Source organism: Bacillus cereus group sp. BfR-BA-01316, assembly GCF_022664195.1.
In the GTDB taxonomy this organism is placed as follows: Bacteria; Bacillota; Bacilli; order Bacillales; family Bacillaceae_G; genus Bacillus_A.
This window is the reverse complement of record NZ_JAKUGX010000002.1, coordinates 43,695-67,817: the sequence shown is the minus strand read 5'-3', so window position 1 is coordinate 67,817 and position 24,123 is coordinate 43,695. Positions and strand designations below refer to the sequence as shown.

Genomic DNA, 24,123 nt, shown 5'->3' with positions numbered 1-24,123 from the left:
CACAGGAGGATTTTTTTACATGATTTCAGTAAACGATTTTCGTACAGGTTTAACAATTTCAGTGGACAATGCCCTTTGGCAAGTAATGGATTTCCAACACGTAAAGCCAGGTAAAGGTGCTGCATTCGTTCGCTCTAAACTACGTAACCTTCGCACAGGATCTGTTCAAGAGAAAACATTCCGTGCAGGTGAAAAAGTAGAAAAAGCACACATCGAAAACCGTCGTATGCAATACTTATACGCGAGCGGTGAGTCTCACGTATTTATGGATAACGAAACTTATGAGCAAATCGAACTTGGCGAAAACCAAATCGAGCGCGAATTAAAATTCTTAAAAGAAAACATGGGAGTATCTATTATGACATACCAAGATGAAGTACTTGGTGTTGAACTTCCGAACACAGTTGAATTAAAAGTATCAGAAACAGAGCCAGGTATTAAAGGTGACACAGCTTCTAACGTAACAAAACCAGCTACATTAGAAACTGGTCTTGTTGTACAAGTACCAATCTTCATCAACGAAGGCGAAATGCTTATCATCAACACTGGTGAAGGTAAATACGTTTCTCGTGCATAGTAGAAAAGCACTCGTGATTATCACGAGTGCTTTTTTTATCCCGCTATTTGCGGGCAGTAAAACTCCCACCTCAAAATTCGGCTGGAGCAAAGAAGTTAGGTGGGAGATAAACTGCCCGTAAACGCCCGATTGGTTCAACTAATAATCAGTGGGGGGATGCCCCCACACTGATTATAGTTTCACTTTATAGGAAATAGGGAAGATAGTAAATTGCGGTTATAACAAAACTAACTGTGACGAGTGAAAGGGTACCCATAATATATGGAGTCAAAACAATTTGAAACGGGCGTATTTCACCAGTTCCAACACCGGTAAAAGTTTTATTCGTTACATGATCCATATTGTTATTTCTAAAGTTACTCATAATAATTAACCACGTAATTGCAAATATTGCTAGACTGCCAAGGAAAAAGCTCTCCATAAATGACCAGCCGACCATTTTTGAAAAAAGATAAATAATAGCTAATTCTACTACAATTGTTAAACTAATTTTCAATCCCTTCATATTTTCCCCCCTCATTTTGTACTTCCAACCAATTTGAAAATTTTTCGCATGATACAACATGCAGTACGCAAGGTGATTTTACTTCTTTCTCCAAAGCGACATGTTCGTCTGGAAATTGTTTTTCCACATGTAATGAAATGTAAGGTAGTTTCTCTTGTGCTTTTAAAGAGCGAATGTTATTCGTTTTAGCACCGGCAAATACGTATGTAAGTTGCAAGTCTAAAAAAGCGATTTTAAAGATCTCTTTTTTAGCAGCTTCGTTATATCCTCTTCCCCAATATTGATAGCCGAGCCAACTTCCAATATGTGAGTGCTTTTGTTCGTAATTAATATGTTTAAGTGTCGTGAGGCCAATTATTTCATTTTCCTCACTTACAATCACTCTTGATAAGGAGTGTTTTTTTCGTTCCTCTCCAATTGCAAAAAGAATGAATGCCTTTGTATCTTCCACTGATTCTACTTTTATCCCCAATGCATTTTTTACATGTGGATTGCTTGATAGTTCAAAAATCACATTTGCATATCGTAAATCGAGCGGTAATAAAGTAACTTGCTTCATCGTCTATGCTCCTTTTCTATTAAATATATCATAAATTAATGAGAATATTCAGATCTTAATAAAGTCGATAGAGAAAAATTATGTTTTTACTTCTGAAATAGACAACCCCTGCATATGGTTGTACAAATATATTCTTTTTCAGAATAAGGAAATAGTAACTGTTACGGGAGAAGGTGGGAGAATGAAACAGTGGCTAGCGGCAATGGAAACATCCGTGCTTGTGATGGGGTTACTTCGGTTGTTTTCAGGTAGCGCGGAAATATTCGCCGCTTTGCTTATGCTTTACGTGAATGATGCGAAGAAAGCATTGTTTATAAATGGTATGTTGGCGTTTGTTGGACCGACCGTATTAATTTTAACAATGACAATTGGCATAGCGAGTGTAGCAAGTGAGATTTCTTTCTTGAAACTCTTTTTTCTAGCACTTGGAATCGGCTGTATTTTTATCGCGTTGTTGAAATAGTAAGTCGAGTATAGTGGGGAGAAGCATATGAAAGAAGTATTAGAAGTTTTACCGAAAACGATGAAACAGTTAGTGGAAGGTTGTAAGCAATACGATACTTTAGAGGAAATTCGTGTTCGAATTGGAAGACCGCTAGAGTGTATTGCGCATGGAGAAGTGTTTTTTTATGACTATATTGCTACAGCGGAAGATGCAATCCATTTATTGAATAAATTAAGTCAATTCTCAATTTACACGATGGAAGAAGAATTGAAACGTGGATATGTGACATTACGAGGGGGACATAGAATTGGCCTGGCGGGAAAAGTCATTACAGAAAAAAGTGAAGTGAAAATGATTCGAGATGTCTCTTCTTTTAATATTCGTATTGCCCGTCAAAAAATAGGGATTGCTGAGCCGCTTCTGCCATATCTTTATGAATCACGATGGTTAAACACGATGGTAATTGGCCCACCGCAAACTGGGAAAACAACACTTTTAAGAGATGTAGCACGCTGTATGAGTCAAGGAGTAAGTGCTTCGAAAATTCCTTCATGTAAAGTGGGGATTGTTGATGAACGATCAGAAATTGCGGGCTGTGTGAAAGGAATCCCGCAATATGACTTTGGCGTGCGAGTAGATGTATTAGACGCTTGCCCAAAAGCTGAAGGAATGATGATGATGATTCGTTCTATGAGCCCAGATATTTTGATCGTAGATGAAATTGGACGTAAAGAAGATAGTGAAGCGATTATGGAGGCGGTGCATGCAGGCGTTCAGCTTTTTATAAGTGCACACGGATTTTCTTATGATGATGTTGTGAAACGTCCATCGCTGCAGGCGGTGTTGGAACTTGGTGTATTTGATAGGTTTGTGGAATTGTCAAAGGCGAGAGGACCAGGAACGGTTATGCAAGTGAAAGATAAATATGGCAAGCCAGTATTACCGCATAGAAAGGCTCAAGGCGTATGGTGAAAATATTTGGTGCGGTATTAATAGTTGCGGTCAGCACCTTTTTCGGATTTTCATACGCTAAAAGGTACAGTGAGAGACCGCGGCAGCTTAGGTTATTGAAGGCTGCATTGCAATCATTAGAAGCTGAAATTATGTATGGACACACGCCGTTATCTGAGGCTGCAGAGCGTTTAGTCAAACAAATGCCGAAGCCGTTAAATTGGATATTTCAAAGCTTTTCGAAACGGCTAGAGGACGGGGAGCAAACAGTTAGAGAAGCTTGGATTGATAGTTTGAAGGAGAACTGGACGTTAACGGCATTTAAACAAACCGAGTATGAAATACTACAACAATTTGGTGAAACACTTGGACAGCATGATCGTGAATCACAGCAAAAACATATTCGCTTATGTATTACACATTTGGAGAGAGAAGAAGGAGAAGCGAAAGCATTACAACTACAATATGAAAAAATGATAAAGAGTTTAGGGGTACTAGCAGGGCTACTTATCGTAATTTTACTGCTATAGGGGGGAGAAAGGCGATGTCCATTGATGTTGGATTAATATTTCAAATCGCCGGAATCGGCATTGTTTTAGCTTTCATTCATACTGTACTAAAAGAATTAAAGCGAGAGGATATTGCGAATTGGGTTATCCTTGTCGGTTTTGTCGTTATTTTGTTTCATGTTGCATTTTTAATTAATACTCTATTCGACAAGATTAAAAGTGTCTTTCTCTTCCAGTAAAGGAGGCGGTTCGAATCGAAATTATACAAATTGTCGGATTAGGCCTCGTTGCTACATTTTTAGCTGCTGTTTTAAATCAGCATAAGTCTAGTATTACATCGTTATTTATTGTGTTCATTGGTAGCATGATGTTTCTTCTCTTAATCGATCAAATTCATTCTATTTTACAAATGATTGAGAGAGTGGCGAGTGAAGCGAAGGTTAGCAACGTATATGTAGAAACGTTATTGAAAATTATAGGGATTGCTTATATCGCTGAGTTTGGTGCGCAAATTACAAAGGATGCTGGTCAAGGTGCAATCGCTTCGAAAATTGAATTAGCTGGGAAAATCTTAATTCTCGTCATGGCAATTCCTATTTTGACGGTTGTAATTGAAACAATTCTCGGTTTTTTACCTACGGGATAAGGGGGAGTGAATGTTGAGGAAGTTTGGAGCTAAGCTATTATTTGCTTGCTTCCTTTTCTTTTCTTTACCGATTGTTGTACAAGCTTCTCCTATAGAAACAAACGTCGTTGATCAACAATTGGATAAGCTCGGAATTGAAGATGTGAAGCAATTTTGGGACGGGCTTGTTACAAAGTATGGAGGCTATTTACCAGAGAGTCAAAAAGGAAGCTTTATGGAGTTTGTAAAGGGAGAAAAAGAGTTCTCCATAAAAGAGTGGATGATAGGTCTACTAAAATATTTATTTCACGAGCTTGTTGCAAATGGAAAGTTACTTGGAACGCTCATTATGCTAACGATTTTCAGTGCATTGTTGCAATCGTTGCAATCTGCTTTTTCAAAGAGTAGCGTGGGTAAAATCGCTGATGCAGTCGTATACATGGTACTTATTATTTTCGCTTTAAATAGTTTTTATGTCGTCATGACATATGCAAGAGAGACGATACAAACAATGGTAGATTTCATACTAGCGTTATTACCAATATTACTTGCACTCATAGCAACAGGCGGCGGTGTTGTTTCTGTATCGTTTTTTCACCCAATCATCATTTTCTTAATGAATACGAGTGGGCTTCTTATGAACTATATCGTTTTACCACTTTTATTACTTGCAACTATATTAAGTATTGTAAGCACGATGAGTGATCAATATAAAGTTACGAAATTGTCCAAGCTTTTGCAAAACGTTAGTGTTGGGATTATTGGTATCTTTTTGACGATTTTTTTAGGCGTATTATCTGTACAGGGAACAGCGTCAGCCGTTGCTGATGGGATAGCTGTGAAAACGGCTAAATTTGTAACAGGAAACTTCATTCCTGTAGTAGGAAGGATGTTTACTGAGGCAGCGGATACTGTTATTAGTGCATCTGGATTATTAAAAAACACAGTGGGAATTATCGGGCTCGTTATTTTATGCTTAATTGTCGCTTTCCCAGCGATTCAAATTTTTTGTATCGCGTTTATTTATAAATTCGCAGCAGCAGTATTGCAACCAGTAGGCGGAGGAGCAATTATTCAATGTTTAGATATCATTGGACGAAGTATCATTTACGTATTTGCTTGCTTAGCTATCGTATCATTTATGTTCTTTTTAAGTATCACAATTATTATTGCTGCCGGGAACATTACTCTCATGATGCGGTAGGAGGTGAAGAGTGTGCAATTTGTTACAGAGTGGATTAGAAATATTATCGTTTTTTTACTCTTAGCGACAATGCTTCATCTTATTCTTCCAAATTCAAATTTGCAAAAGTACGTTAAATTCGTTGTAAGTCTACTGTTAGTCGTATTAATTTTAACGCCTCTATTTAAGTTATTACAAACAGATGTAAATGAAGTTATCGCAAATTTCAATGAAGAAAAGTACGTAGCAGATGGATCTGTAAAAAATTCGATAGATTCGAAGAAAAAAGAAATACAAGCTCTAACACGTGCATATAGTTTAGAAGAGATGGCTACCAAAATGAAAAAAGACGTGGGAAAAGAGTTTGAGAAAAAGTATGGTATGACAGTCTCTGAAATACAAATAGTTGCAGTGGAACATGCAGAAGAAGTAAAGTCAGCGAAAGATATTCAATCTGTTGTTGTGACGTTGAAAGAAAAAGAACGCAGTAAAAATGATGCAATCGAAACAGTAAAGCCAATTGAAATTAATATGAAAGAACCTCCAAAAAAAATAGAAGAAACGAATGTAGAAATGAAAGATTTCTTTTCAAGCAGGTGGCAACTAGAGGATAAACAAATCCAAGTTCAGATGGAAGGGAGGACAGGTAGCGTAAATGGACAATAAAGATAAAAATTCGAGGTTCTCATTTTTTCGAAACCTATTAAATGGGGATGGAAAAGAAAGTAATGAGAAGGGGAAAAAGGTAACACCTAAGTTTTTGCTTGTCCTACTCATACTTGGAATTGCGCTTATGTTTTCTAGTAATTTCTTATCACCTAAAAAAGAAGAAGTGCCTGTGTTTAAAGAAAAGACAAGTCAAAGCCAGGATAAAGATGTACCAACTTTCGGTCAAAAAAACAATGATAATATGTCAAATGTAGAAAAATACGAAAAAGCGTATGAACAAGAATTGAAAGCTTCTTTAGAAGAGATAGCCGGAGTAAAAGACGTAACTATTAAAGTGAACTTAGATTCATCTGAAGAAAAAATACTCGAGAAAAATACAGTAAAACGTTCACAAACGACAGGTGAAACTGATAAAGCAGGCGGTAAAAGGGAAGTAGAAGACGAGTCTCTTGATGAAAAGACAGTCATTATACGTGAAGGTGATAAAGAAACTCCAATTGTTTTGCGAACAGAGAAACCGAAAGTACGGGGTGTTCTGGTCGTAGCAAAGGGAGTGGATAATATACAAATAAAAGCAATGGTAAAAGAAGCTGTGACGCGATTATTAGATGTACCAGCTCATCGCGTTTCAGTATCACCGAAAAATTGATAGGGAGGAAATAAAGTGTTAAAAAAACAAACGGTTTGGCTATTAACGATGTTAAGTTTAGTGGTTGTACTATCTGTTTATTACGTAACAACTCCTGATAAAATGAATACAGCAGCACCGGCAACGAGTGAAAAGATGGGACAAGAAAAGCAAGGTGCTGATAAAGCAGTTACAAAAGAAACAACGAAAGAAACTACAAATAAAGAGACAACAAAAGAAAATACAAGCAAGGAAACTACAAATAAAGAAACAGACAAAAAAGAGAATGACAAAAAAGAAACAAGTAAAAAAGAGGCTAGCGTAACAGTTCAATCAAGCGATGAGAATTTCACAGCGTTACGTATGCAAATGGAAGATCAGCGTAGTGTAGAGAAAGAAAAGTTACAAAATGTAATGAAGTCATCAAAATCTTCAGCAGTAGAAAAGAGTAAAGCGAAAGATAATCTGGATGCAATCACTACAATGGAAACGAAGCAACAATTACTTGAGACAGTGATTAAATCTCAAGGTGGATATAAGGATGCTCTTGTAAGAGCTGATGGAACGGACATTAAAGTAACGGTTAAATCGGCAAAGCATTCACAAAAAGAAGCGAATAAAATTATTCAGCTCGTAAGAAGTGAAGGTGGTTCAAAAGATGTAGGTGTGAAATTTGATCCATCAGTAAAATAAAGTGGCATATTCATTATAATGGGTGTTTTTGCGTCAAATTAGATAAAAGAATAATAGAAAAAAGCTATCGTTTTCGATAGCTTTTTTCTATTTCATCTTTGCAGTTGTATTTAGTATTTTCAATTGGAAACGGGGAAATACGCTGTGAGTAAAAGATTAATGGTTCATGATGATGGTGATTACTTTTTCCAGATTTGACGTGAATGAAGAGGACCAATGCCCAAATCACTACGGCAGGCAAGAACAGGATGAGCCATATCATATGTCCGCACCTCACTACAATAAATTTTCTACACTTTGAACATACTATTCTTTTATGAAGGAAGAATGAACGGCACGTAAACAAAAAAATAATATTTGGTAAAAATATGTTTTTTCAACGTAGATAAAATGAAGAATGCTGAGGGAATTACGTTTTTACACTTTACAGTTTTGAAAAAGTAAAGAATGTTTTTTAGGAAGTGGTCTTGCCAATTTTGTGTGAAACTTGGTATTATTACTAGGTAATAATTTTTTGGTGGAATAATATTTTTACAGGAATTTCGATTTATAATAGAGAAATATAAATTGGAATGTTTAAAAAATTTAGCGTAAGATGGAAATAGTAAATATTTCTATTAGTAAATGTCATAGGAATAAATTTTCTAATAGAATACATCGTATTTTTACAGTAAATCAGTTTGATGCCAATCTGTAAAAACGGGACAAACAAGAGTATGGGAGTGGATTTTACATGTTTAAAATTCAAGAAGTTCGTGAATTAATTAAATTAATTGATAGCTCTAATATTGATGAATTTGAATACAAAAAAGACGGTACAACAATCAAAATGAAAAAACGTGGTAATGAAGTTGTTGCTGTGCAAGCACCGGTAACGAAACAGGTATTACAACCAGCAGCATCTGTTGAAGTAGAAACAACAGTAGCGGCAGCGCAAGTAGAAGTGCAAAAACAAGAAGAGAAGAAAGCTGTTCAAAATGAAAACCTACATAAAATCACATCACCGATGGTAGGGACATTTTATTCCTCTTCTTCGCCTGATACACCTCAATATGTAAGTGTTGGGGACAGAGTATCGAAAGATTCTATCGTATGTATTGTTGAAGCTATGAAATTATTTAACGAAATTGACGCAGATGTAGAGGGCGAAATTGTTGAAATTCTTGTTAATAACGGACAGCTTGTTGAGTATGGACAACCGCTATTTCTTGTAAAAGCGTAATAAGGGAGTCTTTGTGATGATAAAAAAAGTATTAATAGCCAATCGTGGGGAAATAGCTGTACGAATTATTCGTGCTTGTAAAGAAATGGATATTGAAACAGTTGCAATTTATTCAGAAGCAGACAAAGAGTCACTTCATGTGCAAATTGCAGATGAAGCGTATTGTGTTGGACCAACGATTTCAAAAGAAAGCTATTTAAATTTGACGAACATTATTAGTGTTGCGAAATTAACAGGTTGTGATGCAATTCATCCGGGCTATGGATTTTTAGCAGAGAATGCAGATTTTGCAGAATTATGCCGAGAGTGTAACTTGATTTTTATCGGTCCAAGCCCAGAAGCGATTTCAAAGATGGGCACAAAAGACGTTGCACGTGATACAATGAAAGAAGCAGGGGTTCCGATTGTACCAGGTTCACAAGGGATTATTAAAAATACCGAAGAAGCGATCGAGCTTGCTAATCAAATTGGATATCCCGTTATCATTAAAGCGACTGCAGGTGGCGGCGGAAAAGGTATTCGAGTTGCGCGCCATGAAGAAGAGCTTGTAAAAGGAATTCAAATTACACAGCAAGAAGCCAGTACCGCTTTCGGGAACCCTGGTGTATACTTGGAGAAGTACGTTGAAGATTTCCGCCATGTTGAGATTCAAATAATGGCAGATACACATGGAAATGCCATTCATTTAGGAGAGCGTGATTGTACAATTCAGCGCCGTCTGCAAAAACTATTAGAAGAAAGTCCATCACCTGCACTTGATGAGAATATTCGCAAGCAAATGGGTGACGCAGCAGTTAAAGCGGCGGTAGCGGTTGATTATACAGGTGCTGGTACGGTTGAGTTTATTTATGAATATAAAACGAAAAGCTTTTATTTCATGGAGATGAATACGAGAATCCAAGTTGAACATCCGGTTACTGAAATGGTAACAGGGATGGATTTAATTAAAGAACAAATTCTTGTTGCTTCTGGAGAAAAGTTATCGTTACAGCAAGAAGAAGTACAATTTAATGGTTGGGCAATGGAATGTCGAATTAATGCGGAAAACCCTGCCAAAAAATTTATGCCATCTCCAGGTAAAGTAGAAATGTACTTACCACCAGGCGGATTTGGTATTCGCGTCGATTCAGCTGTATATCCGGGATATTCAATACCACCTTTCTATGATTCGATGGTTGCTAAATTAATTGTTCACGGAAAAACACGTGAAGAGGCAATTGCAAAAATGAAGCGAGCGCTCAGTGAGTTTGTCATTGAAGGCGTACATACAACAATCCCGTTCCATTTGCAATTGCTAGATCATCCTGATTTTGTAAAAGGTGAGTTTAACACGAAATTTTTGGAAGAGCATGAACTTGTGACGCAGTGATACATTAAAGGAGGTTTTTTTCATGGCTGAACATATGTTAGATATGGGTCAAGATACAACTCTTGGGAAAGTAGAAATTGCACCAGAAGTAATCGAAGTAATTGCAGGTATTGCAGCTGCTGAAGTAGAAGGTGTAGCGGCAATGCGTGGTAATTTTGCTACAGATGTTGTTGAGAAGTTAGGTAAGAAAAATCATGGTAAAGGTGTAAAGGTTGAATTAGCAAACGAAGATATTATTGTTGACCTTTATGTTGTGATGTATTTTGGTGTAGCAATTCCGGTTGTTGCACAAAAAATTCAAGACAATATTCGCCAAGCGCTCTTTACAATGACAGGACTTGAGCCAAAAGAAGTGAACGTTCACATCGTTGGCGTAACATTCGAAACACAAAAAACAGAAATCGAACCAGTGTAAGGGTGAAAAAAAGGTGCCTAGTAAAATAGGCATCTTTTTTATCGTTTCATTTCTTCACAAATTAAAATCCTCTAATTATTATACTATTTCAAAAAATGAGAAACATAAAAGAGAATGTTTCATTTTTCCAAAAAACGTACATTGTGATAAGATATGGAACTTGAAGTTAATCTTTTTATTATTTTTCAGCCTTGTACCCCGTGTGTGAAACGATAAATTGTGTTATTATCATTGTATTATAAGGTTGGAAAATCAATGAAAACTGCAAGAGTAAGTGAATTGACGGCTTATAAATTATAATAATATAACAAAGCATAAGGAAAGACTTGAAGTATAAAGGAGAGTTACAATGAAACGTAGGACGGCTAGAGAAAGAGCAATGCAAGCATTATATCAAATGGATATTACAGGAGAATTAGAACCGAAAGTAGCGGTGGAAAATACGCTAGATGAAGGTGAAGAAACAAATGAGTTTCTAGAATCACTTGTTGTAGGATTTGTAGACAACAAAGAAGAGATTGACGCAGCAATTCGTCAAAATTTAAAAAAGTGGAAGTTGGAACGTATTAGTATTGTTGATCGCAGTATTTTACGTGTAGCTGTGTGTGAGATGAAATACATGGAAGAAATTCCGCACAATGTAACAATTAACGAAGCAATTGAAATCGCAAAAACATTTGGGGATGAGGAATCTCGTCGTTTTATTAACGGCGTTTTATCTAATATAAAAGATACACTGTAATTTCTTTAAGGGGGAAACTTAAAATGGTAGCAGTAATCATCAAAGGAAATGAAGTTGCGGAGAAAAAACGAGCACAATTAAAAGAAGAAGTTGTGAAGTTAAAAGAGCAAGGGATTGTACCAGGATTAGCAGTTATTTTAGTTGGAGAAGATCCAGCATCTCGTTCTTATGTAAAAGGAAAAGAAAAAGGCTGTGAGCAAGTGGGAATCTATTCAGAGCTAATTGAACTTCCTGAAACGATTACTGAGGAGCGTTTGGTTGCTGAAATCGATCGCTTAAATGGAGACGACCGCATTAATGGCATATTGGTACAATTACCTTTACCAAAACATATTGAAGAAAAAGCTATCATTGAAAGAATTTCACCGGAAAAGGATGTAGATGGATTTCACCCAATCAGCGTAGGACGTATGATGACGGGACAAGACACATTCCTTCCATGTACACCGCATGGCATTTTAGAATTAGTAAAAGAAACGAATCTTGATATTTCTGGAAAGCATGTTGTTGTAATTGGAAGAAGTAATATTGTTGGTAAACCAGTGGGGCAACTGTTTTTAAATGAAAATGCAACTGTCACATATTGTCATTCTAAGACGCAAAATATAAAAGAATTATCGAAGTTAGCTGATATTTTAATCGTAGCCGTTGGACGACCGAAAATGGTAACAGCTGACTATATTAAAGAAGGTGCGGTTGTAATTGATGTTGGTGTTAACCGTTTAGAAACAGGCAAACTTTGTGGTGATGTTGATTTTGACAATGTATTAGACGTTGCAGGTTACATTACGCCTGTGCCAAAAGGGGTCGGCCCAATGACTATTACAATGCTTCTTCACAACACTGTGGAGTCTGCAAAGCGTGCAGGTGTTGTTTGTCAATAATTTGAATCGGCTATGAGGAGAGAGAAATGGAGAAACAATATTTAACCGTTACAGCATTAACACGCTATATTAAAACAAAAATAGAGTATGATCCGCATTTACAGTCTGTTTGGTTAAAAGGAGAAATTTCCAACTTTAAATATCATAGTCGTGGTCATATGTATTTTACATTGAAAGATGAAAATGCAAGAATTGCAGCGGTTATGTTTGCGGGTCATAATCGTAACATTAAATTCAGACCGGAAAATGGAATGAAAGTACTTGTAAAAGGAAAGATTTCTGTTTACGAGGCGAGTGGTTCTTATCAAATTTATATTCAAGACATGCAGCCTGATGGAATTGGAAACTTACATTTAGCTTATGAGCAATTAAAAGTTCGTTTAGAGGAAGAGGGCTTGTTTTCTCAAATTTATAAAAAAATAATTCCTCCGTATGCTAAAACAATAGGTGTAATCACGTCGCCAACAGGAGCAGCAATTCGCGATATTATAACAACAATTAAACGTCGTTATCCAATTGGAAATGTTATTGTGTTTCCTGTACTTGTACAAGGGGAGTCAGCAGCTCCCTCGATTGTACAAGCAATTCGTACAGCGAATGAAATGGGAGATATTGATGTTTTAATTGTTGGACGTGGTGGAGGCTCTATTGAAGAATTATGGGCCTTTAATGAGGAAGTAGTTGCAAGAGCAATTTTTACAAGTGAGATTCCGATTATTTCGGCTGTAGGCCATGAAACAGATTTTACAATCGCAGATTTTGTCGCGGATTTACGTGCACCAACACCGACTGCAGCAGCTGAGCTGGCGGTACCTAATACTATAGAGTTACAAGAAAAGGTATTACAAAGAACTCTGAGATTGCAAAGAGCAATGAGAGAGAGAGTACATAAAAAAGAAGAAAAACTGCAAGTGTTACAAAAATCTTACGCGTTCCGTTATCCAAGGCAAGTGTACGAGCAAAAAGAAGAGCAGTTAGACAGGGCTCTTGAACAACTTGTTTTAGCGAAAGAGCGTTATATAGATAAAAAAGTAAATCAATTAAAGCAACTTTCATTTTATTTAGAAAAGCACCACCCATCTCAAAAAATTATACAAACGAAAACGGCAATTGAAACGTTGCAAAAGCAGTTGCAACGTGAAATGCAAACATTACTTCAAACGAAGGAGTTCGTATTTGTGAGAGCGGCTCAAAAGCTTGAGGTATTAAGCCCGCTTAAAGTAATGATGAGAGGGTATGGGCTTGTATACGATGAAGAGAAACAAGTATTAAAAAGCGTGAAAGATGTTAGCCTTGGAGATGCTGTTTCGGTTCAATTACAAGATGGAATACTAGATTGTAGCGTATCAAGCATAGAGGAGCGTGAATTGAATAATGGAAAATAAGTTAAGCTTTGAAGAAGCAATTTCGCAGCTTGAGCATCTCGTTTCTAAGCTTGAACAAGGTGATGTACCTTTAGAGGAAGCGATTTCTTACTTTAAGGAAGGCATGGAATTATCTAAGCTTTGTGATGAGAAATTGAAAGATGTACAAGAACAAATGGCAGTTATCCTTGGGGAAGATGGAGAGCTTAAACCGTTTACTGCTTTAGGAGATGAAGCATAGTGACACATATAGCTTTTGATGCTTTTTTGAAAGAGAGTAAAACTTTCGTAGAAGAAAAGCTTGTAAGCTATGCAAATGAATTACAATGTCCAAATGTGCTTCGTGAAGCGATGGCATATTCTTTGGAAGCGGGTGGGAAACGTCTCCGCCCGTTACTTTTATTTGCAACGTTACAAGCGTTTGGGAAAGAAAGAAATCTTGGAGTGGGTGCAGCTTGTGCCCTTGAAATGATTCATACATATTCGTTAATTCATGATGATTTACCTTGTATGGATGATGATGATCTAAGACGAGGAATGCCTACAAATCATAAAGTATTTGGTGAAGCAATGGCAGTTTTAGCAGGAGATGGTTTGTTGACATATGCTTTTCAAGTTATTATGGCATATGAGCAAAAAGAAATCTCTGCTGAAAAAAAAGTAAGACTTGTACTTGAGCTTGCGAAAGCAGCAGGACCTGAAGGAATGGTTGCTGGACAAGTGGCAGATATGGAAGCTGAAGGAAAACGACTTACAATTAATGAATTAGAGTACATCCATAAGCATAAGACAGGTAAACTGCTTGAGTTTGCTGTACTTGCAGGAGCGATACTTTCTGAAGCTACAGAAGAGCAAGAAGAGAAGTTACTTGCATTTGCGAAATATATCGGTCTAGCTTTCCAAATTAGAGATGATATTTTGGATGTAGAAGGAACAGAAGAAGAGATTGGAAAACCGATTGGTAGTGATGCTTCCAATGAAAAGAGCACATATACGACGTTATTTACTGTAGATAGAGCAAAATCTATTTTAGAGGAGAAAATTGCAAAAGCAAAAGATTCTATTAGCTCCTTACAATTACAAGATGAATATTTACTATCAATTTGTGATTTAATCGCAAAACGTAATAACTAATATAACAGCGTTTTCATTTGTTGAGTCATTCATCATTTTATGATATAAATGTAGGAAAAGGTTTTTCTTTTCTTGTTATTGGCAAAAATATATGTAGATTACATTGCCGTTATCACTTCGTGTTAGCGGCTGTTTTTTTCATCACGTAAAGAAATATGATGTATAATATGATAAGTGAAAAAATGGAAGTGTTTTCTGAAAGCAGGACAAGATAAGAAGAATAGAAAAGATAATTTCTTGTGTTGTTTAAATGTTTCTTATAATATTTGACATGTTGACAGATTATGAAATGAAAGTGAGTGATCCATGTGGATCTAACGCAAATTCAAAACCCTAGTTTTTTGAAAGATATGTCTATCAGTGAACTAGAGGGGTTGAGTGAGGATATTCGTAAGTTTTTAATTGAAGAGCTCTCTCAAACAGGTGGACATATTGCACCTAATTTAGGTGTAGTAGAACTCACAATTGCTCTGCATAAATTATTTGATAGTCCGAAAGATAAGTTTTTATGGGACGTAGGACATCAATCCTATGTACATAAAATTTTAACAGGGCGTGCGAAAGAATTCGGCACATTAAGGCAATACGAAGGTCTATGTGGTTTTCCAAAACGCTGCGAGAGTGAGCATGATGTTTGGGAAACTGGTCATAGTTCGACGTCGTTATCTGCTGCAATGGGAATGGCTCTAGCACGTGATTTAAAGAAAACGGAAGAATACGTTATACCAATCATTGGCGATGGTGCATTAACAGGCGGAATGGCTTTAGAGGCATTGAACCATATTGGGCATGAAAAAACGGACATGATTGTTATTTTGAATGACAATGAAATGTCAATTGCACCAAACGTCGGTGCACTTCATAATGTACTTGGTCGTTTACGTACCGCAGGGAAGTACCATTGGGTAAAAGATGAACTAGAGTATATATTGAAGAAAATCCCAGCAGTCGGCGGGAAAGTTGCTGCGACAGCAGAGAAAATAAAAGATAGTCTAAAATATTTACTAGTATCAGGCGTCTTTTTTGAAGAATTAGGCTTTACATATTTAGGTCCGGTCGATGGGCATGATTATGAAAAGTTATTCGAAACGTTGCAATATGCAAAGAAAACAAAAGGCCCAGTACTTGTTCATGTTATTACGAAAAAAGGAAAAGGTTATAAACCAGCTGAGAGTGACGTTATTGGAACTTGGCATGGAACAGGACCGTATAAAATTGAGTCAGGTGACTTCGTTAAACCGAAGGAAGTTGCACCAGCATGGAGTGCTGTTGTTAGTGAAACAGTGCTTAAGCTAGCGAGAACGGATGAACGTATCGTTGCAATTACGCCTGCAATGCCTGTTGGATCGAAACTTGAGAAATTCCAAAAAGAATTTCCGAATCGTATGATTGATGTAGGTATTGCAGAGCAGCATGCTACAACAATGGCTGCTGGTATGGCAACGCAAGGAATGAAGCCATTCTTAGCAATTTATTCAACGTTTTTACAAAGAGCATATGACCAAGTTGTTCATGATATTTGTCGCCAAAATTTAAATGTTTTCATTGGAATAGATCGTTCTGGATTAGTTGGAGCAGACGGTGAAACGCATCAAGGTGTATTTGACATCTCGTTTTTACGTCATTTGCCGAATATGGTACTTATGATGCCGAAAGATGAAAATGAAGGACAACATTTAGTATATACAGCGATGCAATACGAAGATGGACCGATTGCTTTACGTTATGCACGCGGCAATGGACTTGGAGTTCAAATGGATGAAGAATTAAAGGCGATTCCAATTGGTACATGGGAAACGTTAAAAGAAGGCACACAAGCAGCAATTTTAACGTTTGGTACGACAATCTCGATGGCAATGGAAGCAGCTGAGCGTCTTGAACAAGCTGGAGTATCAGTGAAAGTAGTGAATGCTCGCTTTATTAAGCCGATGGACGAAGCATACTTACATGAGCTTTTAGGGAAAAATATACCGATTTTAACGATTGAAGAGGCTTGTTTAATCGGTGGCTTTGGAACGGGAGTAGTTGAATTTGCTTCTGAGAACGGATACCATAGTGCTTTAATTGAACGAATGGGTATTCCTGATCGCTTCATAGAGCATGGTAGTGTAACAAAACTGTTAGAAGAAATTGGTTTAACGACAGATGCTGTTGTAGACCGTATTCATACAATGATTCCATCAAAACAAAAAAGGGCGTAACAAATGAGCGTAAAAAAAGAAAGAGTAGATGTACTATTAGTAGAGCGAGGACTTATAGAAACGCGTGAGAAGGCTAAACGTGCTGTTATGGCAGGTCTTGTATATGCGAATGAAATGAGACTCGATAAGCCAGGGGAGAAAATCTCGCAAGATACGGAGATTACGGTGAAAGGGCAAGTTATGCCGTATGTAAGCCGTGGTGGTTATAAGCTTGAAAAGGCATTAGAAACATTTCAACTTGATTTACAAGATAAAGTTATGATAGATATTGGTTCATCAACTGGTGGTTTTACAGACTGTGCGCTTCAAAATGGGGCGAAGTTATCCTACGCATTAGATGTAGGATATAATCAACTTGCGTGGAAATTGCGTCAAGATGAGCGTGTTGTTGTGATGGAACGAACGAACTTCCGTTACGTGACACCGGCAGATTTAGAGCGTGGTTTACCGCAGTTTGCAAGTATTGATGTTTCATTTATATCATTAAGGCTTATATTGCCGGTTTTAAAAACAATGCTTATGCCAAATGGTGATGTAGCTGCATTGATTAAACCTCAGTTTGAAGCTGGACGAGAACAAGTCGGGAAAAAAGGCATTGTTCGTGATAGAAAGGTACATGAAGCTGTCGTGGAAATGATTGTCGATTTTGCTCTTAAGGAAGGCTATAATGTCGAAGGTTTAACATTCTCACCAATTACGGGTGGAGATGGAAATATTGAATTTTTAATTCATCTAAAGTGGCACGGTGAGCGTGAGAATGGCGAAAATCATTCTCCAGTTTCTATTGAGCAAGTTGTTACAGAAGCGCATGATGTTCTAAAACAAAAAGGGAAAGGGGAATAACATATGTTGTTCCTCTTTTTGTTGTAATCCTATAATGATTGTTTTTATAATTGTAAAAACAATTGTGTACAAGTAACGGATTATACGTTAACATAAATAAATGAAGTATACCAATGTTTAAACTATGGTAAGAGATAGTGTGAGGTGCAAATGTATGAATAAAGGTCAGCGCCATATTAAAATCAGGGAAATTATTGCGAACAAAGAAATTGAAACACAAGATGAACTAGTTGATATTTTACGTAATGTGGGGTTTAATGTAACGCAAGCAACAGTATCGCGCGATATTAAAGAACTGCACTTAGTGAAGGTGCCGTTACATGATGGTCGCTATAAATATAGCTTGCCAGCAGATCAACGATTTAATCCGTTGCAAAAATTAAAACGAAATCTAGTGGATTCATTTGTAAAATTAGACACGGCAGGACATATGCTTGTGCTAAAAACATTGCCTGGTAACGCTCATTCACTTGGTGCACTTATTGATCATTTAGAGTGGGATGAGATCGTCGGAACCATTTGTGGTGATGATACTTGCTTAATTATTTGCCGTACACCTGAAGATACAGGTGTTGTCTCTGATCGTTTCTTAAATATGCTGTAACAGAAAAATCTTGTTTACTTTCCTCTGTAAAGTGGAAAGTAAACAAGATATTTTTATTGGCGAAAAATACGGATTTTCAAATACAATACATTATTTTTTTTGAATGAAGTTAGAAAATAGGTGGATTGACCCGTAAAACGAATGTTTGGTACAATGGAGCGGGTTAGAAGAGTAATTTATACATACAAACATACAGTATAACTATTTGAATGAAGAATACTGAGAAAAGCCCTTAATAGGGGATTAGTTTATAACGAGGTGAATGGGGCATTGTTATCGGAATTATCGATCAGAAACTTTGCTATTATTGAGGCATTAAATATTTCTTTTCAAAAAGGTTTAACCGTTTTAAGTGGTGAAACAGGAGCTGGAAAATCTATTATTATTGATGCAATTAGTTTGCTTGTTGGTGGCCGTGGTTCAGCAGAATTTGTTCGATATGGAACAGAAAAGGCTGAGATAGAAGGATTATTCTATGTAGAAGATGACAAGCATCCATGTATCGCAAAGGCAGAAGAGTTAGATATAGAAATAGAAGATGGCATGATTATTTTGAAGCGTGACATCGCTGCGAACGGAAAAAGTGTCTGTCGTGTAAATGGGAAACTTGTTACACTCAGCATATTAAAAGAGATTGGAAAAACGCTAGTTGATATTCATGGACAGCATGAAACACAAGATTTAATGAATGAAGAGCGTCATATGTTTATGCTTGATCATTTTGATGGAAATCGCATTGTTAAACAATTGAACATATATCAAAATGTATATACAGACTATGAGAAGTTAAAAAAACAGCTGAAATCTTTAAGTGAAAATGAACAACAAATGGCCCATCGTCTAGATTTAATTCAATTCCAACATGAAGAAATTCGTAAGGCAGATTTAAAAATGGATGAAGAATATGAATTGACTGAGGAACGATTAAAAATCTCCAATTTTGAAAAGATTTATAAAGCATTAGGAGATGCGTATCGTTCGTTAAGTGGAGACGGACAGGGATTAGATCACGTAAGAAATGCAATGGGACAAATGGAGAGTATTACGCACTTAGATGAAGCGTATCAAGAAAATCATGATTCAATTGCAAATAGTTATTACTTATTAGAAGAAGTTGCATACCAGCTTAGAGAAAAGTTAGATATGATGGAATATGATCCGAAACGTCTAGATGAAATTGAAACACGTTTGAATGAAATCCGTATGTTAAAGAGAAAGTATGGAAATACTGTAGAAGAGATTTTAGCGTATGCTGATAAAATCGAACAAGAAATTTTTACGATTGAAAATAAAGACGTACATATTGAAACGACGAGAAAGCAGTTAACGAAATTAGAAGGTGTTATTGTAAAAGAAGCAACGTTGTTAAGTACTATGCGTCATGAGCTTGCAGACCATCTTACAAGCGCTATTCATAAAGAATTAAAAGAACTATATATGGAAAAAACGAAATTTGAAGTGAGAATTATGAAGAGGGTAGGAAATGTAGAAGAACCTCTCGTGGAAGGAACACCGGTAAAACTTACGGCGGATGGCTACGATCATGTGGAATTTTATATTTCAACGAATCCGGGTGAACCGTTAAAGCCACTTTCAAAGGTCGCTTCTGGCGGAGAGTTATCTCGTATTATTTTAGCTTTAAAAAGCATTTTTTCTAAGCATCAAGGTGTTGCATCTGTTATTTTTGATGAAGTGGATACGGGTGTGAGTGGTCGGGTTGCACAGGCTATTGCGGAAAAAATTTATCGTGTATCAGTAAACTCGCAAGTACTTTGTATTACGCACTTACCTCAAGTAGCTTCAATGGCGGACTCGCATTTATTTATTAGAAAACAAGTGGCTAATGATCGGACGATTACATCGGTTACTGTGTTAAGTACGGATGAAAAAGTAACAGAAATTGCTCGAATGATTTCTGGTGTTGAAATTACAGATTTAACGACAGAGCATGCGAAAGAGCTACTTACGCAAGCGCATCATTTCAAACAGACAGCAGAGGCTATCCAGTAATGGATAGCTTTTTTTCTCAAATGACGATTTCTTAATTCTTCCGGTTATAAATAAAGCACTGCAAGGAGAGATTAAAAAGTGAAGCCAAGAGGCTGAATGTGGGGTAGGAGCGAGGAGAGTGAACAAATTGAAATTAGAAAGATTTCGAAAAATAATAGGTCTTTGTCTCCTTGTTTCTCTAGTTTTTATTGGATGTTTTAAACCGCTTCGAACGTTTATTTCATCGCCGAAGCAACTTGTTGTTTTTGAAGGACAACAATCAGAAATAGCATCATTACCAGTTTTTAAGGCTGCATCTACAAATCGTAATGTATTTACTGTAAGTTCAAATGAACAAGAACTTATGGTAAATTCTCACCAAAATGGTGAAGCTGATATGGTGTTTCAACTTGCTGGTTTTCCAGTGAAAAAAGTAAATGTGAAAGTATTAAAAGATTTTAAAGTTATTCCAGGTGGACAATCAATTGGTGTAAAATTGAACACAAAAGGTGTACTTGTTGTAGGCCATCATTTAATTCAAACTGAAAAGGGTAAAGTATCTCCTGGTGAAACAGCTGGTGTACAGATTGGAGATATGATTACTGAAATCAATGGTAAAACAATTGAAAGAATGAGTGATGTAGCACCATTTATTCATAATAGTGGAGAAACAGGTGAACCGCTTAATCTTGTTTTATTAAGAGATGGAAAATATATTCGTGCTAAGCTAACACCACAAAAAGACAATGGTGAATCCTCTTACCGAATTGGACTGTATATTCGTGATTCAGCAGCTGGTATCGGAACGATGACATTTGTACATCCAGATTCTATGAAATATGGAGCGCTTGGTCATGTAATTTCCGATAATGATACAAAAAAGCCAATTCAAGTAGAAGATGGACAAATTATGCGTTCGACAGTAACGTCTATTGAAAGAGGAAGTCACGGGAACCCGGGAGAAAAATTAGCAAGATTTTCACCGGATCGTGAAGTGATTGGTAATATTACAATAAATAGCCCGTATGGTATTTTTGGGAAATTAAACACAAATATGACAAACGGCATAATGGATAAAGCAATGCCTATCGCATTATCCCATCAAGTAAAAGAAGGGCCAGCGAAAATATTAACAGTTATTGATCAAGATAAGGTGGAAGCGTTTGATATTGAAGTTGTTAGTACGGTACCACAAAAGTTCCCGGCAACAAAAGGTATGGTTATAAAAGTGACAGATAAACGTTTACTAGCAAAAACGGGTGGTATTGTACAAGGAATGAGTGGAAGTCCGATTGTACAAAATGGGAAAGTAATTGGTGCGGTTACACATGTATTTATAAATGATCCAACGTCAGGATACGGTGTTCATATTGAATGGATGTTACATGAGGCTGGAATTAATATTTATGATCAAGAGAAAAAAGCGAGCTAATACATATTAGCTCGCTTTTCTTTTGAAAAATTCGTTGAAATTTTGTAAAAGCTCCGCAAGAGCTGTTTTTTGTTGTAAGATATAAGCAAAGGGTTGAACGTTTCGCTGTAATTCTATGATGGAATGTGTTGCGAAAGTAAAAAAATGAACGATAAACATATTTTTTTGTGATTTTATCGGAAAGTAAGAAACTTTAAAGGGAATTTTCACACAATTGTCGAACAATTCATGTAGCCTAGAAGCTTACACATGTCGGAAGAATCGATTCGGTAAGGGAGGAAAAACTGTGGAGAAAATTAAAGTATGTCTTGTGGATGATAATAAAGAATTGGTATCGATGCTAGAGAGTTATGTTGCTGCCCAAGATGATATGGAAGTTATCGGAACTGCTTACAATGGTCAAGAATGTTTAAACTTATTGAAAGAAAAGCAGCCGGATATACTCGTTTTAGACATTATTATGCCACATCTAGATGGTCTAGCTGTGCTAGAGAAAATGCGACATATTGAAAGGTTAAGACAACCTAGCGTTATTATGTTGACAGCATTCGGACAAGAAGATGTGACGAAAAAAGCGGTTGATTTAGGGGCATCATATTTCATATTAAAACCATTTGATATGGAGAATTTAACAAGTCATATTCGTCAAGTTAGTGGTAAGGAAAGTGCTACTATTAAACGTCCATTACCATCTTTCCGATCAGCAACAACGATCGATGGAAAACCGAAAAACTTAGATGCGAGTATTACAAGTATCATTCATGAAATTGGTGTACCAGCTCATATTAAAGGGTACATGTACTTACGAGAAGCAATCTCTATGGTGTACAATGATATCGAATTACTAGGATCTATTACGAAAGTATTATATCCAGATATCGCAAAGAAATATAATACAACAGCAAGTCGTGTCGAGCGCGCAATCCGTCACGCAATTGAAGTAGCTTGGAGCCGTGGGAATATTGATTCTATTTCGTCCTTATTTGGTTATACTGTATCGATGTCCAAAGCAAAACCTACGAATTCCGAGTTCATCGCAATGGTTGCGGATAAGCTAAGACTTGAACATAAGGCTAGCTGAGATTAGTATATTCAAAATAAATTTTTTTATAAAAGGTCAATGAGTTTAAAACACTCGTTGATCTTTTATTTTGTTGTTCCATGCATTCATAATTTTAGTGGGTAAGTTATCCGTGATATAATGGGTGATAATAAAAAGCCCTGCAAAACAGGACTATATTATTCTTCGTCTTTATTTTGTTTTTCTAATTCAACTAACTTTTGTATTAAAATATGCTGTGGCATATGCATAAGTTGTTCAAGTGGAACACCTAACGCTTTTGATAGGCGGACTGCAGTGTCTGGAGAAATTTGTAATGGTCTCATAGAAGTACCTCCTTTTTCGTATAGTATAGCATAAGATTGGGGGAGTGAGGATGACTCTTATATTTGCACATCGTGGTGCGGCGGGAACGTATCCGGAAAATACAATGATTTCATTTGAAGCAGCGGAGGCTTTCGGGGCAGACGGAATTGAACTCGATGTTCAATTAACGAAAGATGGAAAAGTTGTCGTCATTCATGATGAAACTGTGAATCGAACGACGAATGGAAAAGGTGCTGTTCGAAATTATTTATACGAAGATTTATGTAAGTTAGATGCAAGTTATAAATTTAGTGAAAAAGTAGGTTTTTGTAAAATCCCTCTTTTAGAAGAGGTACTGGAATGGCTTGGAAAAACGCAATTGCTACTTAATATTGAACTGAAAAATAATATAATTCCATATAGAGGCTTAGAGGAAGAAGTAATAACGCTTGTACGTAAGTTTAGTTTAGAGAATCGGACTATTTTTTCTTCCTTTAATCACTACAGTATGAAGAGGTGCCATATGATAGCTCCTGATATTCAAACAGCTATTTTGTATCGTGAAGGTTTGCATAGCCCGTGGGCATATGCAAAAAAGATGGGTGCTACTGCAGTTCATCCGAATTATCGTTATCTTCAAGATGCCATCGCTGAATTAACGATGGAAAGTGGTGTAGAGGTTCGTCCTTACACGATAAATGAAGAAACGCTTATGCGTAAATATTTTGATATGAACATATCGGCGATTATTACTGATTATCCTGAAACAGCAAGAACTTTATTACCGATAAAAAATGAGACCTAATATAATGGTCTCATTTTTTTATCGGTATGTGAAAACTTTGTTCTATCTTCTGAAGCGGGCTTGTACTTTATTTCTCTTACGATCTCTGTGTAAGACGAAGCCGCCGAAAATATAAAACCCGAGTGCAAAGCAAAGAGCGCCGATTAAAAATTGTAACCATAATATAGGGATTGGGGAGAATAAAATCCCAAATACAGTATCTCTCATTAGTTTAATACCAAGCACGGCTAATGAAATCGGGATGAGTGCTAATAATAGAGCGAGGTAACGCTGCATACATAACGCTCCTTTTCAGATTATTTTGTTTATTTTAATGATGTTATATGAAAAGGGGGTTTGTCAAGAGGTTGTTGAACGAGTAAGATAAGGATGTGAAAAATTTTGCAGAGATACTTCGAGAGGAAGTGTA

Annotated in this window: 30 protein-coding genes; 25 read left to right on the top strand and 5 right to left on the bottom strand. The window is 36.6% G+C overall.

Going from position 1 to position 24,123, the window contains the following annotated elements:
* Positions 1-19 precede the first annotated feature (19 nt).
* Positions 20-577, top strand: coding sequence for an elongation factor P (gene efp, locus MR071_RS01980; protein WP_193645094.1), 558 nt, complete (start codon positions 20-22; stop codon positions 575-577).
* A gap of 184 nt (positions 578-761) precedes the next feature.
* Here the strand turns inward: efp and MR071_RS01975 are convergent, their stop codons facing one another.
* The gene (locus tag MR071_RS01975) at positions 762-1,082 is read right to left on the bottom strand and encodes a hypothetical protein (protein WP_105584544.1); all 321 of its coding nucleotides are present in this window, start codon (positions 1,080-1,082) and stop codon (positions 762-764) included.
* On the bottom strand, positions 1,063-1,641 hold the full coding sequence (locus MR071_RS01970) for a GNAT family N-acetyltransferase (protein ID WP_105584545.1): 579 nt from the start codon (positions 1,639-1,641) through the stop codon (positions 1,063-1,065). Before MR071_RS01970 ends, MR071_RS01975 begins: the two co-directional genes overlap by 20 nt.
* Before the next feature lie 181 nt (positions 1,642-1,822).
* Here MR071_RS01970 and MR071_RS01965 point away from each other — a divergent pair, with 181 nt between their 5' ends.
* Genes MR071_RS01965 through MR071_RS01925 form a run of 9 tightly spaced genes read left to right on the top strand, consistent with a single transcriptional unit; the run spans position 1,823 to position 7,344 of the window.
* Positions 1,823-2,104 (top strand): YqhV family protein, encoded by a 282-nt coding sequence (locus MR071_RS01965; RefSeq protein WP_000816054.1) that lies wholly within the window; start codon positions 1,823-1,825, stop codon positions 2,102-2,104.
* A 27-nt stretch (positions 2,105-2,131) separates the two neighbouring features.
* Positions 2,132-3,058 (top strand): stage III sporulation protein AA, encoded by a 927-nt coding sequence (gene spoIIIAA / locus MR071_RS01960; protein ID WP_105584546.1) that lies wholly within the window; start codon positions 2,132-2,134, stop codon positions 3,056-3,058.
* Complete coding sequence (spoIIIAB, locus tag MR071_RS01955; protein ID WP_002088574.1) at positions 3,052-3,567, top strand: stage III sporulation protein SpoIIIAB; 516 nt, start codon at positions 3,052-3,054, stop codon at positions 3,565-3,567. Before spoIIIAA ends, spoIIIAB begins: the two co-directional genes overlap by 7 nt.
* A gap of 14 nt (positions 3,568-3,581) precedes the next feature.
* Positions 3,582-3,785 carry a stage III sporulation protein AC gene (gene spoIIIAC / locus MR071_RS01950; RefSeq protein ID WP_000020914.1) on the top strand — a complete coding sequence of 68 codons (204 nt, stop codon included), beginning with the start codon at positions 3,582-3,584 and terminating at the stop codon, positions 3,783-3,785.
* Between the two features lie 23 nt (positions 3,786-3,808).
* Positions 3,809-4,192 (top strand): stage III sporulation protein AD, encoded by a 384-nt coding sequence (gene spoIIIAD, locus MR071_RS01945; RefSeq protein WP_078172833.1) that lies wholly within the window; start codon positions 3,809-3,811, stop codon positions 4,190-4,192.
* A gap of 10 nt (positions 4,193-4,202) precedes the next feature.
* A complete protein-coding gene (spoIIIAE, locus tag MR071_RS01940) occupies positions 4,203-5,375 on the top strand; it encodes a stage III sporulation protein AE (RefSeq protein WP_105584547.1) in 1,173 nt (390 codons plus the stop codon).
* Positions 5,376-5,387: 12 nt separating this feature from the next.
* Entirely contained in the window at positions 5,388-6,020 is a 633-nt protein-coding gene (gene spoIIIAF / locus MR071_RS01935; RefSeq protein ID WP_002015059.1) for a stage III sporulation protein AF, read from the top strand.
* Positions 6,010-6,672 (top strand): stage III sporulation protein AG, encoded by a 663-nt coding sequence (gene spoIIIAG, locus MR071_RS01930; RefSeq protein WP_002088572.1) that lies wholly within the window; start codon positions 6,010-6,012, stop codon positions 6,670-6,672. The genes spoIIIAF and spoIIIAG overlap by 11 nt, the downstream gene beginning before the upstream one ends.
* Before the next feature lie 15 nt (positions 6,673-6,687).
* Positions 6,688-7,344, top strand: a complete 657-nt coding sequence (locus tag MR071_RS01925; RefSeq protein ID WP_105584548.1) for a SpoIIIAH-like family protein — start codon at positions 6,688-6,690, stop codon at positions 7,342-7,344.
* Positions 7,345-7,408: 64 nt separating this feature from the next.
* Here MR071_RS01925 and MR071_RS01920 read toward each other — a convergent pair whose 3' ends face one another.
* Positions 7,409-7,606, bottom strand: coding sequence for a DNA recombination protein RecO (locus tag MR071_RS01920; RefSeq protein WP_105584549.1), 198 nt, complete (start codon positions 7,604-7,606; stop codon positions 7,409-7,411).
* Between the two features lie 471 nt (positions 7,607-8,077).
* Here MR071_RS01920 and accB point away from each other — a divergent pair, with 471 nt between their 5' ends.
* From accB to spo0A, 14 genes are all read left to right on the top strand, one after another.
* Complete coding sequence (accB, locus tag MR071_RS01915; protein ID WP_242234725.1) at positions 8,078-8,566, top strand: acetyl-CoA carboxylase biotin carboxyl carrier protein; 489 nt, start codon at positions 8,078-8,080, stop codon at positions 8,564-8,566.
* A gap of 16 nt (positions 8,567-8,582) precedes the next feature.
* Positions 8,583-9,935, top strand: a complete 1,353-nt coding sequence (accC, locus tag MR071_RS01910) for an acetyl-CoA carboxylase biotin carboxylase subunit (protein WP_002122429.1) — start codon at positions 8,583-8,585, stop codon at positions 9,933-9,935.
* Between the two features lie 22 nt (positions 9,936-9,957).
* Entirely contained in the window at positions 9,958-10,350 is a 393-nt protein-coding gene (locus tag MR071_RS01905; RefSeq protein WP_000807630.1) for an Asp23/Gls24 family envelope stress response protein, read from the top strand.
* A gap of 349 nt (positions 10,351-10,699) precedes the next feature.
* Positions 10,700-11,092, top strand: coding sequence for a N utilization substance protein NusB (gene nusB / locus MR071_RS01900; protein ID WP_002067080.1), 393 nt, complete (start codon positions 10,700-10,702; stop codon positions 11,090-11,092).
* Positions 11,093-11,115: 23 nt separating this feature from the next.
* On the top strand, positions 11,116-11,976 hold the full coding sequence (gene folD, locus MR071_RS01895) for a bifunctional methylenetetrahydrofolate dehydrogenase/methenyltetrahydrofolate cyclohydrolase FolD (protein ID WP_105584550.1): 861 nt from the start codon (positions 11,116-11,118) through the stop codon (positions 11,974-11,976).
* A 26-nt stretch (positions 11,977-12,002) separates the two neighbouring features.
* Positions 12,003-13,361, top strand: coding sequence for an exodeoxyribonuclease VII large subunit (gene xseA, locus MR071_RS01890; RefSeq protein ID WP_242234722.1), 1,359 nt, complete (start codon positions 12,003-12,005; stop codon positions 13,359-13,361).
* Positions 13,351-13,581 (top strand): exodeoxyribonuclease VII small subunit, encoded by a 231-nt coding sequence (gene xseB, locus MR071_RS01885; RefSeq protein ID WP_000428422.1) that lies wholly within the window; start codon positions 13,351-13,353, stop codon positions 13,579-13,581. Before xseA ends, xseB begins: the two co-directional genes overlap by 11 nt.
* Positions 13,581-14,474, top strand: a complete 894-nt coding sequence (gene ispA, locus MR071_RS01880) for a (2E,6E)-farnesyl diphosphate synthase (RefSeq protein ID WP_242234718.1) — start codon at positions 13,581-13,583, stop codon at positions 14,472-14,474. Before xseB ends, ispA begins: the two co-directional genes overlap by 1 nt.
* 308 nt (positions 14,475-14,782) lie before the next feature.
* Positions 14,783-16,675 carry a 1-deoxy-D-xylulose-5-phosphate synthase gene (gene dxs, locus MR071_RS01875; RefSeq protein WP_242234716.1) on the top strand — a complete coding sequence of 631 codons (1,893 nt, stop codon included), beginning with the start codon at positions 14,783-14,785 and terminating at the stop codon, positions 16,673-16,675.
* 3 nt (positions 16,676-16,678) lie between these two features.
* Positions 16,679-17,518 (top strand): TlyA family RNA methyltransferase, encoded by an 840-nt coding sequence (locus tag MR071_RS01870; RefSeq protein ID WP_105584553.1) that lies wholly within the window; start codon positions 16,679-16,681, stop codon positions 17,516-17,518.
* 154 nt (positions 17,519-17,672) lie between these two features.
* Complete coding sequence (gene argR, locus MR071_RS01865; protein WP_002015076.1) at positions 17,673-18,122, top strand: arginine repressor ArgR; 450 nt, start codon at positions 17,673-17,675, stop codon at positions 18,120-18,122.
* A 270-nt stretch (positions 18,123-18,392) separates the two neighbouring features.
* Entirely contained in the window at positions 18,393-20,132 is a 1,740-nt protein-coding gene (gene recN / locus MR071_RS01860; protein WP_105584554.1) for a DNA repair protein RecN, read from the top strand.
* 118 nt (positions 20,133-20,250) lie between these two features.
* Positions 20,251-21,543 (top strand): SpoIVB peptidase, encoded by a 1,293-nt coding sequence (spoIVB, locus tag MR071_RS01855; protein WP_105584555.1) that lies wholly within the window; start codon positions 20,251-20,253, stop codon positions 21,541-21,543.
* 286 nt (positions 21,544-21,829) lie between these two features.
* Positions 21,830-22,624, top strand: coding sequence for a sporulation transcription factor Spo0A (gene spo0A, locus MR071_RS01850; protein ID WP_105584556.1), 795 nt, complete (start codon positions 21,830-21,832; stop codon positions 22,622-22,624).
* Positions 22,625-22,782: 158 nt separating this feature from the next.
* On the opposite strand, the gene MR071_RS01845 is transcribed toward spo0A, so the two are convergent.
* Entirely contained in the window at positions 22,783-22,929 is a 147-nt protein-coding gene (locus MR071_RS01845; RefSeq protein ID WP_001247671.1) for a YycC family protein, read from the bottom strand.
* Positions 22,930-22,979: 50 nt separating this feature from the next.
* Here MR071_RS01845 and MR071_RS01840 point away from each other — a divergent pair, with 50 nt between their 5' ends.
* On the top strand, positions 22,980-23,714 hold the full coding sequence (locus MR071_RS01840) for a glycerophosphodiester phosphodiesterase (RefSeq protein ID WP_105584557.1): 735 nt from the start codon (positions 22,980-22,982) through the stop codon (positions 23,712-23,714).
* 42 nt (positions 23,715-23,756) lie between these two features.
* Here the strand turns inward: MR071_RS01840 and MR071_RS01835 are convergent, their stop codons facing one another.
* Positions 23,757-23,990: a DUF2627 domain-containing protein gene (locus tag MR071_RS01835; protein WP_001190193.1), complete on the bottom strand. Its 234-nt coding sequence runs from the start codon at positions 23,988-23,990 to the stop codon at positions 23,757-23,759.
* Between the last annotated feature and the right edge of the window lie 133 nt (positions 23,991-24,123).